This is a genomic window from Streptomyces sp. NPDC051976, assembly GCF_040680795.1.
Taxonomy (GTDB): Bacteria; Actinomycetota; Actinomycetes; order Streptomycetales; family Streptomycetaceae; genus Actinacidiphila.
Map to the genome: position 1 here is coordinate 1 of NZ_JBFAXL010000075.1, position 15,414 is coordinate 15,414.

General features: G+C 66.3%; 12 protein-coding genes and 3 pseudogenes. 8 read left to right on the plus strand and 7 right to left on the minus strand.

The features are described 5' to 3' along the window. Positions 1-520 precede the first annotated feature (520 nt). Entirely contained in the window at positions 521-1,561 is a 1,041-nt protein-coding gene (locus tag AB0M29_RS40115; protein ID WP_365391757.1) for a cellulase family glycosylhydrolase, read from the plus strand. Between the two features lie 978 nt (positions 1,562-2,539). Continuing rightward, positions 2,540-2,968: pseudogene (locus AB0M29_RS40120) on the plus strand (transposase); the annotation flags it as partial. A 326-nt stretch (positions 2,969-3,294) separates the two neighbouring features. Here AB0M29_RS40120 and AB0M29_RS40125 read toward each other — a convergent pair. From AB0M29_RS40125 to AB0M29_RS40135, 3 genes are all read right to left on the minus strand, one after another. Beyond that, positions 3,295-3,495: a hypothetical protein gene (locus tag AB0M29_RS40125; protein ID WP_365391758.1), complete on the minus strand. Its 201-nt coding sequence runs from the start codon at positions 3,493-3,495 to the stop codon at positions 3,295-3,297. Beyond that, positions 3,453-4,001: a transposase family protein gene (locus AB0M29_RS40130; RefSeq protein ID WP_365391759.1), complete on the minus strand. Its 549-nt coding sequence runs from the start codon at positions 3,999-4,001 to the stop codon at positions 3,453-3,455. Before AB0M29_RS40130 ends, AB0M29_RS40125 begins: the two co-directional genes overlap by 43 nt. Positions 4,002-4,193: 192 nt before the next feature. After that, entirely contained in the window at positions 4,194-5,219 is a 1,026-nt protein-coding gene (locus AB0M29_RS40135) for an enolase C-terminal domain-like protein (protein WP_365391781.1), read from the minus strand. 292 nt (positions 5,220-5,511) lie between these two features. On the opposite strand from AB0M29_RS40135, the gene AB0M29_RS40140 reads away from it, so the two are divergent. Next, the gene (locus tag AB0M29_RS40140) at positions 5,512-6,219 is read left to right on the plus strand and encodes a GntR family transcriptional regulator (protein ID WP_365391760.1); all 708 of its coding nucleotides are present in this window, start codon (positions 5,512-5,514) and stop codon (positions 6,217-6,219) included. Here the strand turns inward: AB0M29_RS40140 and AB0M29_RS40145 are convergent. Beyond that, positions 6,173-6,604 (minus strand): IS3 family transposase, encoded by a 432-nt coding sequence (locus AB0M29_RS40145; protein WP_365391761.1) that lies wholly within the window; start codon positions 6,602-6,604, stop codon positions 6,173-6,175. The genes AB0M29_RS40140 and AB0M29_RS40145 overlap by 47 nt on opposite strands. Beyond that, positions 6,601-6,909: a transposase gene (locus AB0M29_RS40150; protein ID WP_365391762.1), complete on the minus strand. Its 309-nt coding sequence runs from the start codon at positions 6,907-6,909 to the stop codon at positions 6,601-6,603. Before AB0M29_RS40150 ends, AB0M29_RS40145 begins: the two co-directional genes overlap by 4 nt. Positions 6,910-7,211: 302 nt before the next feature. Here AB0M29_RS40150 and AB0M29_RS40155 point away from each other — a divergent pair, with 302 nt between their 5' ends. From AB0M29_RS40155 to AB0M29_RS40175, 5 genes are all read left to right on the plus strand, one after another. Further along, on the plus strand, positions 7,212-8,231 hold the full coding sequence (locus AB0M29_RS40155; protein WP_365391763.1) for a LuxR C-terminal-related transcriptional regulator: 1,020 nt from the start codon (positions 7,212-7,214) through the stop codon (positions 8,229-8,231). Positions 8,232-8,873: 642 nt separating this feature from the next. Next, complete coding sequence (locus AB0M29_RS40160; RefSeq protein WP_365391764.1) at positions 8,874-10,298, plus strand: amidase family protein; 1,425 nt, start codon at positions 8,874-8,876, stop codon at positions 10,296-10,298. A 153-nt stretch (positions 10,299-10,451) separates the two neighbouring features. Further along, positions 10,452-12,068, plus strand: coding sequence for an AMP-binding protein (locus AB0M29_RS40165; RefSeq protein ID WP_365391765.1), 1,617 nt, complete (start codon positions 10,452-10,454; stop codon positions 12,066-12,068). Positions 12,069-12,106: 38 nt separating this feature from the next. Continuing rightward, positions 12,107-12,862 carry an enoyl-CoA hydratase/isomerase family protein gene (locus tag AB0M29_RS40170; RefSeq protein WP_365391766.1) on the plus strand — a complete coding sequence of 252 codons (756 nt, stop codon included), beginning with the start codon at positions 12,107-12,109 and terminating at the stop codon, positions 12,860-12,862. Positions 12,863-12,887: 25 nt separating this feature from the next. Next, positions 12,888-13,646 (plus strand): SDR family NAD(P)-dependent oxidoreductase, encoded by a 759-nt coding sequence (locus AB0M29_RS40175; protein WP_365391767.1) that lies wholly within the window; start codon positions 12,888-12,890, stop codon positions 13,644-13,646. Between the two features lie 231 nt (positions 13,647-13,877). Here AB0M29_RS40175 and AB0M29_RS40180 read toward each other — a convergent pair. Together AB0M29_RS40180 and AB0M29_RS40185 are read right to left on the minus strand one after the other, a co-directional pair. Next, positions 13,878-14,132: pseudogene (locus AB0M29_RS40180) on the minus strand (transposase); the annotation flags it as partial. Positions 14,133-14,968: 836 nt separating this feature from the next. Continuing rightward, positions 14,969-15,049 (minus strand): annotated as a pseudogene (locus AB0M29_RS40185) (IS5/IS1182 family transposase); the annotation flags it as partial. Positions 15,050-15,414: the final 365 nt, after the last annotated feature.

The window sequence follows — 15,414 nt, forward strand, 5'->3', positions numbered from 1 at the left end:
GACCCCGGCGGCCTGACGGCCGCCGGGGTCGTTTCCTCTCGTCCCGTCGACAATCCCAACGTCGCCTTGGTGCACATCTTCAGCGTCGCTCAACAAGCGGCCACCCACCGGCGCGTCTGGGACTTCAAGTACCGACGGCGTCCGCCGCAGCCTGGAGGACAGCCTGAACCGGCTCGGTCGGGACGGAGTGGACACCGTCCCCATCGAACCCCCTCCGGCCTCTTGACGCCTCGCCCGATCGAGTGCAAACATCCTAACGCTTCAAAAAAATAAAAAGACGACCTTCGTTAATAATACTCATTGGGCGCCCACTGCAGATCTACAGCTGCGGCGGCGTGGACGTATTCAGACCGATCCTCGCGGCGCTCGACCCGCCGCGCTGTCCTGGCGGCCCCCTGCCACGGGCTGGCTGACCACGCAAGATCCGCTGCGCGGATCGTGGTGTTTCGCTAGGCGCGCTCGGGCCAGCGGACCACATCCGTGGAACCGCAGGCAGAAGCGCTTGTTTACATCTCGGGCTGTGCTCGGCGAAGGCCGTGGCGGCCTCAACGACAGAAAGGCGATCATGTCGCTCTCCCCTGACGAGTCCTCCTTCGACTCCAGCCAATTCCGTGGCGTTCACTGGTCTCGCCTAGGCGACAACTTCACCTTCGACAGGTTGGTACTCCAGGGCTTGTCAGCCGAAGACACCCACGCCACAGCCAAGGCCGAGGCAGGGCGGATGTTCGAGGCGTTCGAGCGCACCCTGGGTGCGAACACCGCGCGGTTGCCGGTGAATCCCGCCACCGCCACCACGGACTGGTGGGACACCTACACCGGGGTGATCGACGCGGGGATCGAGCGGGGGTTCAGGATCGTCCTGTCCTATTGGGGCGAGGACGACACCCACGGCGGCGGCGGACGGATCCCCGACCTGTCGACGTGGAACCAGATGTGGGACGTTGTCACCAGCCACTACCTGTCCGAGCCACAGGTCTACTTCAGTTTGATGAACGAGCCCGCATACGCCGTCCAGGAGTGGGTGGATATGGCTGCCCAGTGGCTCGTGGACCGGCCGTCGGTGCCGAGGAACCGGGTCTTCATCGACGGCGTTCACTCCGAGTTCGCCGGTCCCGCGAACGACTTGAGACCGCTGTGTGAGGACGAGCGCCTGGACGGCACCTACCTCGGCATGCATTTGTACGGTTTCCACCTGCCCTACCGCGCGCAGAAAGAGTGGATCAGCGGGCTCAAGACCCACCTGGGCGATGCCGGGCCCCGTGCGGTCGTGGAGGAGTTCGGTGCGCGGGCGGACACCGGGATCGACTTCAACGATCCGGCGGCCACCGACAGGGAGGCCTCATACCTCCGCGCCGTCACCGACACCCTGCGAGAGCTCAACATGGGCTCGATCTGGTGCCACGTGATCGGCGGCAGGACGACCAGCCCGGACCACGACGAGCTGAACATCCTCAGGCTGCACAGCAGTACCGCGAACTTCCCTCTCTGGATGCCCAACGTCTCAGCCGTAGACCGCCTCAAGCACGCCTGGGTGTCGAGTAGAGCTCAGCCGCCGTGCTGATGGTCCAGCCTGGTAAGCTGCGGCGCACTTGGGCGCCCGCTGTGTTACGAGTCGCGCCGTGAGGGGCTGTGGTTGGTGTGGAGGTGAGAGACCTCCGCCGCAGCTCTGTCGTAGCAGAGGGGTGGAGCTGAGGGCATGATCCGGGGGAGGGCGGGAGCGGCCCTGACGAAGCCGGGACGTGTCAGTCCTGCCGGATGGTACGGGTCCGGCGAGCGGGATAGGAGTACGCGAGGAACCAGCGTCTTTACGCCTCTTACCGACTACACCGGCTCGAACCTGGGGGAGCTGGGCCGGAGGCGGTGCTTACTCGCCGCCCGAGGTGAACCGTTCCGGGTTCGGTAGAGGCGCTGATGTGCCCCGGGTCTCGTGGAGTCCGGACGCTGTTTCTACGCTATCGAGTTGACCAGATCGCCCAGACTGGCCACTTCCGGCCGGGGCCGCCTGCGGCGGTTGCCGGGCAGGCCTTTGATGCCGGCACGGGCCATGAGCAGCTCCGCTTGGCCGTGCCCGATGGATATGCCGCGGCCCAGGACGAGTCCGGCGCGGGCGCCGTAGACGCCACGGCCTCGACGTGCACGGCCCGGATCACGTCGGTCAGCCAGGCGTGCCGCACCGCGCGCGGACGGGGCGGCGGCGCGTCACCGGTAGTAGCCGGACTCGCACGTCAATCGTTGCCAGTGACGCGAACCGTGACCCGCACGCCGAGCTTGCAAGCACGTCGACCAGTCGGCGACCACTCAAGCATCGCGACCCCTCGAAGCGGTCCATCGCCCAAGTATCACGGGCAGTCGGGCGGCCACACATCAGTGGTACAGCAAATGAGACCACAAGATTGCGTTACGACCTCTTATCGCCGTGGAGACGACCAGAACCTGATCAGAGCGCGATTGACCTTCTCAGGATCTAGCGGTGGTTTGTTGACGGCGGGTCAGGGTGGTAGTAGGCCGGTAGACGTCGCCTTGCCGCCTGGGAGCTGTGATGACCCGCCGTGTGCCGTGTCCGCCCGCTCCGGGCCCGCTGGAAGCCTACGCCGCACGCTTCGATGACCTCTTCTCCACACTGGCACAGCGTCGGGGGTTCCGCGAGTACCTCGCGGGGCTGCTGCTGCCGCGGGACCGCAACAAGACGCTGACCTGCCTGGCCGGCACCGAACCCGTCGTCGGTGCCCAACACCCCTCAGTGCAGCGGCTGCAGTTCTTCCTGTCCGAGTCGACCTGGGACCACGAGCAGGTCAACGCCCGCAGGGTGGCACTACTGCTGGCCGACCGAGCGACCACTCCGCACCCCGGCGGGGTGCTGGTGATCGACGACTCCGGGGACCGCAAGGACGGCAAGGCGACCGCGCACATCGGCCGGCAGTGGCTGGGCCGGCTGGGCAAGACCGACAACGGCATCGTCACCGTGACCACCTGCCGGGCCGACGAGAAGGGCCGTGCCCGGTGTGGACCTTCGAGGCGTCCTCGCGGAAGGCGGTGTCGCGGACGAGTGGGACCGGTTCTCGATCACCCATTGCGACCGTGCGAGCTGGCCGATGCGTTGCGGGGGAGCCTGCTGGTGCGTCAGGTCGGTGAGGGCGTAGACGGTCTGGCGGGTCAGCCTCCCGGTCTTCAGGTCTGTGCGGTAGCGGGTGATCTTCGCGGCCTGGGCGGCGTGAGGGAAGTCCAGGCCCAGGTCGGTAACGGTCAGGGTGCGCACGACGCGGGTCTCGCGGCGGCCAGCCGGGTGCCGCGCTGCTAGTGCCGGGCGGTGACCTTTGTCCAGGGCAGCGCTCGCAGTTGCTGGAACAAGCCCGGTTGGTTGGCCTTGACCACCAGCAGGTAGTGCGCCTGCTTGGCCTCGACCAGGAAGCGGGCGTGTGCGCGCTGCGTGTGGAGGGCGTCGGCGGTCACTGTCACTCCGGCCAGGTCGAACGGGGCCAGCAGAGCCGCAAGCATGTGATTTCGTTGGTCCGGTCGGTCACCCGTAACTGGCTGACTGTTCGGCCGGCGCTGGTCATCGCGGCCAGCAGGTGCGCGGCCGGGACCTCGCCGCGGCGCGAGCCCCTTGCCGCCTTGCCGTCCACTGCCAGCGAGTCGGCTCCGGCCGGGTCGATGCCGGTCAGTTCGGCGAGGCCGCCGGGGCAGACCGGGGTGATGATCCGGCGGATCGTCGCCGTGCTGGGCGCGATCCGCACCGCGAACGCACCGACCGTGCGCGCCCCGAGGCGGGCCAGGGCGTGCTGGGGAGCCGCTGCTGCCCACTGCCCGATCGCCGCATACGAGCGGGCCCCGGCGAGGACCGCTGAGGCCGCGACCAGGAGCACGCTGAGCAGGGAGTGCCGCCTATCCCTGCGGCACCGTGGCTCGGGCAGAGCAGCCAGCCGCTCCGTCAGCCTTACGGCTGAACGCTCCGCGCGGGTCGGGGACTTGATCAAGCAGACGGTGCCAGACTGACGGAACATCGGGGCTCCGGTTTGAACAGGCGACTTGGTAGGTCACCTCGTTCAATGGGAGCTCCGATGCCTTCGTGACGGGCGCGATCCAAGGCTCCACGGCACGCCGACCAGCGGCAGCACATGATCATCAGGAATTGAATCAGCCCTGTCGACCGGGCTGCCCGAACCGGAATGGGACGCGGCGTGCTGAGTCCGAGCTCAGCCCAGCAGCTGGCGCAAATTACGCGGCGGCCCGAGTCGTTCCCACTCCGCCTCGAAGCCGATACCGGGTGCGGTCGACGCATGCACGAGCCCGGCGGCGTCGACGCGGTCCTCGCGCCGCACCGGGTTGGCAGTGACGAGCGACTCGTAGTAGGTGGTGTTGGCGATTGCCATACACAGGTGCGTGTGCAGGAGCCCGCCGCCATGTACCTCGGCCCGCATCAGATATGACTCGGCCAGGTGCGCGGTGCGCAGTGCGCCGGTTACCCCACCCCGCAGAAAAGTGCTGGTACGGACCGCGGTGGCCGCCCCGGCGGCGATGAAATCGGCGGTGTTCATGTGTGCGCCGTCACTCGTTTCGGCGACGAGCAGGGGGACATCGACCTTTTCGGCAAGCCGCTGGTAAGCGGTGATGCTGAATTCGCGCATTGGTTCCTCGTACCAGAGGTAGCCGTAGTCGGAGAGCACACGGCCCAGGCGGAGGGCGTCGAGCAGGTCGAAGCCGGCCGAGCCGTCGTACATCAGCGGCACGTCGTCACCGACGTGCTCGCGCAGTGCCGCACACAGCGCGATGTCGCGGTCGACGTCGCCCCAGGCATGCAGTTTGATGGCCGGGTATCCCAGCTCCAGGCACTGGTCGGCGACGTCGAGGAACTCCCGGATGCTGGAGAAGGTCACGGTCGACGCGTAGGCGGGGATGCTCGTGCGGTAGGTGCCGAGCAGCCGGTGCAGCGGCAGGCTGGCCGATTTCGCGGCGATGTCCCAGAGGGCGACGTCCACCAGGCCGAGCAGGTAAATCGGCAGTTCCTCGATCCGGTCGATCTCCCAGATCCGGTGCCACAGCCATTCACGGGCCAGCGCGTCCTGCCCGACGAGTTCGGCACGGATCCTGCGGTCGACGATGTCCTTCAGGACCGCCCCGCGAGTGGCGACGGCGTAGCCGCGGATTCCACTCTCGGTGGTGATGACGAGCCAGCCCTCGGTGTGGGCGCCCTCGGAGCCCGGTAGGCCGTCGCGCCACACGAACGGCGGGCTGTTGGCCGCCCGGTGCTCGAGCACGACCTCCACCGAGGCGATGCGGTCGTGCGTTGCGCCGTTCAGGTCCACGGCAACCCTCCGGTCTCTCTTCGACAAGCCCCTGCGAGATCGTGTACGAAGTTTTGTGTGACGGTAGCCTACGGCCGCTGTCAAGGTCCCGGTCTGGAAGGGATTCGAGCGGCCGACTCAGTTTGGGTTTCATGTACGATGTCTGCGAAGTCGTGGCCCGCCCGGCGAGTGGGTCCGGGCGAGCGTGCGGCGGGCGAGAGGAGTGGCAGTGAGCCGACAGACCGCCACCGACCAGGTTGACACCGACTCGCCAGTGCTCTCCGGTCGACAGGTCCTCGCTGACGACGTCTACGACGTCATGCGCGAATGGATTCTCTCCGGACGCATCGAACCGGGGGCACGGATCAAGATCGACAGCATCGCGGCGCAGGTGGGGGTCTCGAACACGCCAGTCCGCCAGGCCCTGGGCAGGCTCGAAGCCGACGGGCTGGTCACCAAGCGGCCGTATCGCGGGTTCATCGCGAGTTCCTTGTTGGACTTGAAGGAGCTGCGCGATATCTACGAGTGCCGCCTGTTGATCGAGCCTGCCACCGCCAAACGCGCTGCCTCAGCGATGACCGGCACGGGCCTTGAGTCGCTCCGCGAGGCGCTGGCAGCCGCGGGAACCGTGGGGCGTGAGCACGACACAAGAAAGCTCGTCGAGTACGACCAAACATTGCACGGACGGATCGCCGCGTTGGCTGGGAACTTCGCGGTGGAAGATGTCCTGGCCCGCATGTTCGTCCGCTCCCGCAACTTCCGCTCCGGCTATCCGGAACCTGGCGCGGCCGCGGCGGCGGCTCGAGAACACCAGGAGATCGTCGATGCGCTGGACCAGCGCGACGGGGTGAGGGCAGAGAGAGCGATGCGCGCTCATCTTCAGGCAGCTGTCAAACGCATGGCCGAGCAGGAAGAGACGCGGACCCGGCACCGCTGAGCGGAGTCTGTCCACCGTACAGACCCGGTCCGGCCGGTTCACGGTGAAGTCGCGGTCGACCAGGTCCGGCGGCCGGGGCGTCTGTCGTGCGCCGCCGTCGGCCACGGATCACGCCCTCCAGGCCAAGCACGGCCATCAGCCGCTCGACGGTGCAGCGGGCCACCTCGTAGCCCTTGCGCCGAAGGGCGCGGGTGATCCGGCGGGCACCGTAGGTGCCGCCCGACTCCGCGTGGACCTGCTCGATCAGCGGCATGAGCTGCTCGTCACGGAGCCGGCGAGCCGACTTCGGCCGCTTCTTGCGGGCGAAGTACGTCGACGGCGACAGCTCGAGAACCCGGCAGACGAGATCGACCCCGAGACCTGTGTCACGCAGGTGGTCGATCACCTGCTCGGCCTCGTCCGGGGACGGTCGATCTCCTGGGCAAAAAACACTGAGGCTGCCTTGAGGATCTCATTCGCACGCCTCAACTCAGCATTCTCCCAGTGGAGGTGCCTGAGCTCATCGTGTTCGGCGCTAGTCAGCCGGTCATCGTGCTCACCACGGTCGGCCTCGGCCTGGCGGACCCAGCCGCGCAGGGCCTCATGGATGCCCAGATCCTTCGCGACATGCGCGATCGGGCGGCCGGTCGTGCGGACCTCACGGATCGCAAGCTCACGGAGTTCATCGGGGTACTTACGGAGTGCTGGCATGGTGCTGGTGGTTCTCTTCGCCAGGATCGTAACCCTGGCATCAGGGACTCCACCAAACTCAGAGCAGCTCACACCCTTCCGTCTTACCCGCCGCGCTGGCGGATGCGGACATGCCTGGCAGCACCCCCTGAGGACCGGAGCCGGTACCTATACGGTCGCGCGGTCTCGCAGGGTTTGATCACGGACCGGTACCGCTCCGCCGCCTGAAGGCAGGAATTGGGCAGCGGACCTTGTAAGACCTGGGCATATGCTGTAAGAAGCCAGTACGCTACGCAACCTCGGGGCGGACTCCGGGAGCTACCGTGCACATCGAAGCCAAGTTGCCGTTGTTTGCCACGCCAGGTGAAGGGACACGCTCCCTCGATCCTCAGGGCGAGATGTTGGAGCGGGCGGACGAGGTCATGCGGGTAGTGCGTGATGTTGTTCCCGGTGCGGCGTACGCGTTGTGTGCGTGGGACCCACTTGCGGCATCGCATGTGCACCGGCCTCTGGTCAATGAGGGCTTCTCCGATCGGTTCATGGAGCACGTCAACGACAGCTTCATCAGGGAAAACCCGGCTTTCCCCGTGATGCACACCCAGGTGTCCGGGCCGTTGCGCTGGCGAGACCTGACGCGCGAGTGGGGCATCGACTTCGCGAAGACCGTTACGGCTGAAGAGTTCCTGATACCGGAGGGATACCGAGAGGGAGCAACGTGCTGCCTCCGGCTGCGAGATGGCCGCTACACCGGTGCCGTACACGTGAGCTGGGTCAAGGAGCAATACGCCACCGATGAGCGACGCGACACCCTGGCCAGGTTCCGGCCTGTCCTCGCTGCAGTCTGCGACATGCTTCGCGCACCCAATTTGCTCGCCAGCGCCATCGCTCCCGGAGCAAGTGCGATCGTCGTGTCCGCGGGCGGCGTCGTAGCTGATCTGCCCGGATACGAAGGTTGGTTCGGCCTCCCGGCCGCGCGCGAGCTGCGAACTCTCCTTGCCAGGCACCAAGGGCCCCGAACGCGGCGACGGTTTCTTTGGCCCGACATAGCGGGAGTCTGCCGTCGCATCGAGGTCTTCCCCTGCACAGGTGGCGCCCTGCTCATGTCGGCCGAGACGATCCCCTGGCCGTACGGTCTGAGCGCGCGCGAGCTGCAGGTCCTGCACGTGCTGGCGAGGGGTTTGTCCAATCCTGGGATCGCCAGAGCTCTGTCCATCAGCCCGCGAACCGCGTCCACCCACGTGGAGCACATTCTCGCTAAGTTGAACTGCGCCTCGAGATCGAGACTCGCGGCAGTGGCCACCGAAGAGGGCCTGCTCTTGGTCGAAGACCCGACCGTCAGATAGGTGTTACCCGACGGCGCGGGCCGGCGTTCCGCACGGTAGCGCGGGCTCCCGGCTGCAGGTTCACCGGTCGGCACCATCGGAGGGGCGTTGCCAGAAGAGGCGACGGATGCGGCCGGTGTGCGCTCCAGGTTCAAGCCAATGACGTTCGTGTCCAGCGGTTCCGGCCCTTGTCTGCTGCTGGGGACCACCAGGCCTATGCGGTCGCTCTATCGATGGCTTGCATGAGGTGGACAGTGGGGTGAGCGCGGGTGGGGGCCGACTGCCGCTCGGAACATCTGCAGCGAAATACGTCAGTTCACCGATGCGACGGACGATCCCCTTGGCGGAGCCTAGAGGGGCAACGAACCGTAAGCCCCACCAGCAAGCCGGTGATCGCCGCGGTCGCGATTCCGCGCCCAGCCGTTCCGACTCAAACACAGGATGAGAGAGGTAGAACTCACTCCCTGGTGGCGGAAAGCAACGTGACGAGGATACCGACAGGCTGCGTCCACACATAACCGGCCGCCAAATGAGCCTGGAGGGCTGATGACACCGCTCGAAAATCATGGGCGATCCTCCCACCTTGCTTTCCGGGGTTCCGGCACTGAGTACCAGACCGTGAATGCTCGGAGAACCAGTCGTCAAGGAAGGTGATCTTTAGACATGAACGCGAACGAGATTTGCTTGATGGACGCGACGGCGCTCGCTGAGAACATCCGGGACCGAAAGTTGTCGCCGGTCGAGGTGATGGACGCGTTTCTCGAGCAGACGGACAGAGTCAATCCGGCGGTGAACGCATACTGCGCCGTACTGCACGAGCGGGCGCGCGAGCAGGCCGCTGAGGCGGAGCGCGCGGTCACTTCCGGCCAGGAACTGGGGCCCCTACACGGCGTTCCCATCGGCATCAAGGACATCACCCCTACGAGGGGGATCGAGATGTCCCTCGGATCTTGGACGTTCAAGGGGCACGTCCCCGACTATGACGCCGTCATCGTTGAGAGAAGCGAGCGTGCCGGTGCCATCCAGATCGGTCGCACGAATTCCCCGGAGTTCGCGCACTCCCCGTTCACGAACAACCTCGTGTACGGCCCGACGCACAACCCCTGGAACCTGGCGCACACTTCAGGCGGCTCGTCCGGTGGTTCGGCTGCCGCTGTAGCGGCAGCCATGACGCCGATCGCCGAGGGGACCGATGGCGGCGGATCGATCCGCATTCCGTCCTCTTGCTGTGGAACCTTCGGCCTGAAGCCGCAGTTCGGCCGCATCCCCTCCGGCATTCTCGAAACGCACTGGGAGAGTCTGCTGAACTTCGGCCCCATCACGTGGTCAGTGCGCGACGCGGCTCTTCTGATGTCGGTGTGGTCTGGGCCGGACGCGCGGGACGCGCTCTCGCTACCTGAAACCGGCGAAGACTGGTTCGGGGCCCTGGGAGGCGCGGTCAAGGGCGCGAAGGTCGCGTATTCGCCGGATCTCGGATGGGCCGTGGATCCGGAGGTTCGAGCGAACGTGGAAAATGGTGTCAGGACGCTCGGTGACATCGGCTGCAAGGTTGAGGAGGTTCAACTCAACCTGACAGAGGACGTCTACGAGGCAGAACTCGTCAAGTGGGCCTCGTTGTCGACGGCCCTGTTCGAGAGGTACGCAACTCCTGAGCTCCGGCCCAAGATGACACGGCAGGTCCTGGACTTCTTCAAGGTCGGCAACGAGCGGAGTGCCGCGGATTACATCCGCATGGATATCGCCCGCAGCCGGTGGTACAACCAGGTTCAAAGCGTGCTTGACAGGTACGACTACATCGTCTGCCCGACGATCGCCGTACCGGTTCCTCCTGTTGACCACATGTCAGCAGGCCCAGATGTTGTCGCCGGCAAGCACGTCGACACCTGGCTCGGCTGGGTCCTGACGTGGCCGTTCAACCTTTCGATGCACCCCACTGCCAACGTTCCCGTCGGCTTCACGGCCGGGGATCTCCCGGTCGGCATGCAGATCGTTGGGCGACGATTCCGTGAGACGGACGTACTCCGACTCGCCGCGCGCTTCGAAGAGGCAGCCCCTTGGGGCCACCGTCGCCCCGCGATCGTGGGGTGAGCGCGAGCCTCGCTTAGCTGAACGGCGAGCCGAGTCGCCTCGTGGCGCTCGGCTCGCCGCCTAACGGCGCAGCGCGAGGCTGGCGAGGCGATCGGGTCCCAACGACCTGGACAGAACCAGGATAGTCAATTGCGTACTCAGCGGAGGATTCTTATGGCTCCGGAGCCAACTGCGGTCAACGCCCAGGTCAGCGAGGTGGCAAGAGTCTTCTCGGCGCCTGACGCCGATCCGGCATGGCTGCTGTGCGACCGCCACCCCAGCCACGCGGTGGCATTTACGTTCGTTGAACCGGACGGCTCGACCCAGGACCTGACTTTCGGCGCACTGCGCGAGCGGTCTCAGCGGTTCGCCGGGCTCCTCGCTACGCTCGGGGTGGGCCGCGGCGATCGGGTTGCCACGTTGATGGGCAAGAGCGTCGACCTAGTGACGGTGTTGCTGGGAACCTGGCGCGTCGGAGCAGTCTACGTTCCGCTGTTCACCGCTTTTGCACCCGAGGCTGTGTCATCCCGACTGTCTGGCGCGGGCGTGAAAGTCGTCGTGGCCGACGCGGGCCAGGCGGCGAAGGTGCCGGACGGCCAGTGGGTTCCGCTAGTGGCAGGATCCGAGGAACAGGACGGGCTCGCGGCCCGGCTCGCGACCGCCCAACCTGTCAGGAGCAGCACCGCGGTCGGAGGTGATGGCGCGTTCGTCCACATGTTCACCTCCGGTACCACTGGTGCGCCCAAAGATGTCATACACCCCCTCCGGTACGTGGCGGGTTGGCAATCGTACCTGCAGCTCGTGCTCGGGGTGCGGGGGGACTCGGTCTATTGGTGTGGGGCTGATCCGGGGTGGGCCTACGGGTTGTACTCGGCCGTGGTGGCACCGATGGCGTCGGGCCTGCGTAGTGTGTTGCAGCTTGGCGGCTTCGATGTGTCGGCGACGTGGAAGGCGCTCGCTACTCTCGGAGTCACCGACTACGCCGCAGCGCCGACGGTGTTCCGTTCGCTGCGCACCAGCGGCGTTCCGGTGCCGGAGGGTCTGTGCCTGCAGCGGCTGTCCAGCGCGGGGGAGCCGCTGACTGCCGAGGTCAACGAGTGGGCCGGTCCGGCCCTGGGGCTGAAGGTGCACGACCACTACGGACAGACCGAGGTCGGCATGACGGTCGGATTTCCCCACCATCCGGACCTCGAGGTCCCGGTGGTCCCACAGGCGATGGGCGTGCCCTTGCCTGGCTGGTCGGTCACCGTGTTGAAGGAGGGCTCCAGCGTCGAGGCGGAGATCGGTGAGCCCGGGCTGCTCGCCGTCGACGTGAAAGCCAGCCCGCTCATGACCTTCACTGGCTACGGGGGACGGGAAACAACCGACCGGTTCACCCCGGACGGCCGCTATTACCTCTCCGGGGACCTCGCTACCCGCAACGCCGACGGCACGCTGCGCTTCTCCTCTCGAGATGACGACGTGATTATCATGGCTGGCTACCGCATCGGCCCCTTCGATGTCGAGTCAGTCCTCGTGCGACACCCCGCGGTGACCGAGTGCGCGGTCGTTGCCGCCGCGGACGAAGTCCGCGGCGAGGTCATCGAGGCATTCGTCGTGCTGCGAGCGGGCATCGAGGCGTCCGGGGACTTGGTCGAGGAGTTGCAGGATCACGTGCGGCAGCACTACGCCGCCCACGCCTACCCACGCCGGGTCCACATCGTGGCGTCCCTGCCGAAGACCCCCAGTGGCAAGATCCAGCGTGCGCAGCTACGCCGTAGTCTGGACAGGACCGCAGAGGTCACGCAATGAGGAATGCCCCGGCCGAGTCGTCAGCGACGGTCCTACAGATGGAGCAGCTCGGCGCGATTCGCCGACTGGTGCTCAACCGCCCTAGTCGGCGTAATGCGCTCAACGCCGCTCTCGTAGATTCGCTGACGGCAGCCCTGACGGACGCCGAGGACGACCCCGCAACCCGGGCGGTGTTGATCACAGGGGCGGGGCCGAGTTTCTGCGCGGGAGCCGACCTGCGGCACCTTCTCGAGTTCTCCGTGGCGGGCGAGTCCCCTGTGCCGTTTTTGCGCACCGTATCCAATCTGACCCGCCGTATAGAACGAAGCCCGCTTCCGATCGTCGCCGTGCTGCACGGCCATGCTGTCGCCGGCGGCCTGGAGATCGCCCTGGCATGCGATGTGGTTCTTGCCGAGGCCGGCACTCTGATCGGCGACGGGCACATTCGCAATCAACTTGTCCCCGGCGCCGGGTCCGCTGTCCGGATGCGCCGCAAGTTCGGCGACCCGCTGGGCCGATGGCTGGGCCTGACCGGCGAGCTGCTGCCCGCCGAGCGGTTCGTCAGGACAGGTTGGTTGCACGAGGTTGTCGAGTCCGGCCGCGGGAGCGATGCCGGCCTTCGGGTCGCCGAAACTCTCGCCGCCGCTGGGAACTCCGCGCAGGCGACCTTCAAACTCCTGCTAGCTGATCTCGACGAGATTCCCACGGTCGAAGCAGGCCTGAAACTTGAGCTCGACCAGTTCGACCGCCACTGGTCCGCCCATGACATCCCCACCGAGCTGCGCCGCTTCTTGTCCCGCCGGACCACAGGCTGATGGCTAATCACACGAAGGGCACCGCATGAATCGCTATGTCGGACAGACTGTCGTCGTCACGGGGGCAGGACGGGGGCTGGGATATGCGATGGCTCACCGCTTTGCGGCTGAAGGCGCCTCGATAGCAATCGGCGAGATCAACGCTGCCGCAGGCGCAGAGCTCGCTGCGGAACTGAGAGACAAACATGGGGTCGTAGCCGAGGCTCGACAGCTCGACGTGAGCTGCTCCGCTGAAGTGGACGACTGGATCGGGCAGGTCTTCGCCGACCGGGGCCGAATCGATGTCCTGGTCAACAATGCCGGGATCATCCGCGACAACCGCGCGACCGACATGAACGACGCTGACTGGCACGCTGTGCTGGACACCAACCTCTCGGCCAGCTTCTTCTGTCTCCGTGCCGTGCTTCCTGCCATGCAGCAGCGAAGCTACGGCCGGATCCTGTCCCTTTCCTCGATGAGCTGGCGAGGAAACTTCGGACAGGCGAACTACGCCGCGGCCAAGGCCGGAATCGTCGGACTCACCCGCACTATCGCTCTCGAGGGAGCTCGCCACGGCATCACCGCCAACGCCATTGCGCCCGGCTTGATCGAGACGCCGATGCTGGCCTCGATGAACGGCCCCGCGCGCGACAAGCTCGTCTCCAAGGTCCCGCTTGGGCACACCGGCGCGCCTGCTGACATCGCTGAGGCGGCGGCCTTCCTCTGTTCGCCTGCCGCCGCCTACGTCACTGGCGTGGTCCTCGATGTCGATGGCGGTCTGGGTATCGGCTCCTCCATCCGCTGAGCCACCCAGCTCCACGCGGCTGCTTGGCTCCAGCCATCCCCGTTCCCTGTTGAATTGGGACCGCTCGGTCTTCGTATTAGCTTCTTCGTGTCCCACGTCAAGTAACTGGCAGGTTTTCCGGTTCCTGAAAGTTGGTGAGGAGGGGGCGGCGTCGTCGATGTGGACGTCGTTGGGGCGGTTCCAGGCGAGTGTCTCGTGGGGGCGGACGGTGTTGTAGTCGCGCCGGTAGTCCTCGGCGTGCCTCACGAGGTCGAGGGCGTCGGGGATCTCCTCGAGGAACAGTTTCTCGTACTTCAGGGAGCCGAAGCCGCGTTCGCGTGAGCCGCTCTGGCCCGGGGTGCGGACCCGGGTACGGACGTGCCGCAGCTCGGGACGGGTGGCGATGAACGCCTCGAAGCGGAACGGCCGGAGCGGGCCGCCGTTGTCGGTCACGATCGTGATCAACGGCTGCACGTTCCGGTCCGCGTCGGGCGGGGCGACGTCCACCGGTGGTCTGCGCGCCAGCGCCTCGGCTTCGCGCGGGGCGAGTTCGACCGCGGCTTTCGCGTCGTGCTGGTTCGCGGTGGGCGAGATGTGGCCCGGGCGGCTTCGGTGGTGGCGCGGTGCCGGTCGGCCAGGTAGGCGCCGACCGCCCGATCCAGGGCGTCACCGTCAACAGCCCCCAGCACACTGCCGATCGTGGTCGACGCCGGAGCGCGCCGTCATCTGAGCAGGTGGCGCCGGATCCCGATTATTGTCAGGAATGCGTTCGAGGCACGCTGGCCCCACTCGGCGAGTTCATCGATGCTCCTCGCTCCCGAGACGGCCGACCGCGCACGCGCACACCAGCAGGATCGCCGTGAGTGAGTACCACCAGCCCCGGCGGGCGCGGGTCGGGCACCGAGTCGAAGTACGGGCGCAGGCCGGCGATCCGGCCGGTGTCCAGCGGCCCCAGTTTCACCAGCACGGCAGGGATGGGAGAGGATGCAGCAGCAGGCACGGGCCACCTCATGATCATCAGGCTTAGACACCACAATGATCACGAAGCCCGTGCCTGCTCTGCTATGCGCCCCAACCGGTCACAGCCCGACCAGCCGTACGACCCCGGAACTTGCAACCGCCCTGCCTGCTCGTCGAAGTCGAGGTTGATCGTCGCGTCAACCCGCCCACAGGGTCGCAGGGATACATGCGCGCGGACTTCACGCGGGCGTGCGGTTCGGTTGGGTACACGTACGCTGCGTCCACAGTCTTGTCGTAGGTGACTCTGGCGTCTGCCACGGTGAGTGGGTCCTTGCTGTCGATTGCCGGTGGTGCTGTTTTTGGTCCCTCAACCCGCACCGCCCTCAGGCTGTCGTGGCGAGGTGCAAGGCCAGGACGGCCTTGACGATGTCAGTGACACGGGTGGTGCTGCAACGGAGTTACCGCGCCCCCGTACACCACCCATCGCCCCGTCAGATCAGGAAGTGCGACTGGAGTACTGGTCGATCGCATATATCGGATCCGATCCATCCAATCCGTCTCGCGAATGATGGTGGGCGCCCTCGATTTGGACTACGGATGGCATCCATCCGGAAAGCGATCTGGAAGATCCGAAACATGGACGTTACAGTGTCCCTTAACTCGGGCGGGTCCGCCGGAGGGCGGGGAAGTCGGCACGGTTCTTAGATCTTGCAGGGTGGCGGATTCGGCTGCCCACGTAAGCGCATCATGGGCGAGTAACCCCGCGCGCTTATCCCTGGTGACTATTCACTGTGCCAGCCGTTGGAGGCGGGCTTGATCGTAACTTCCC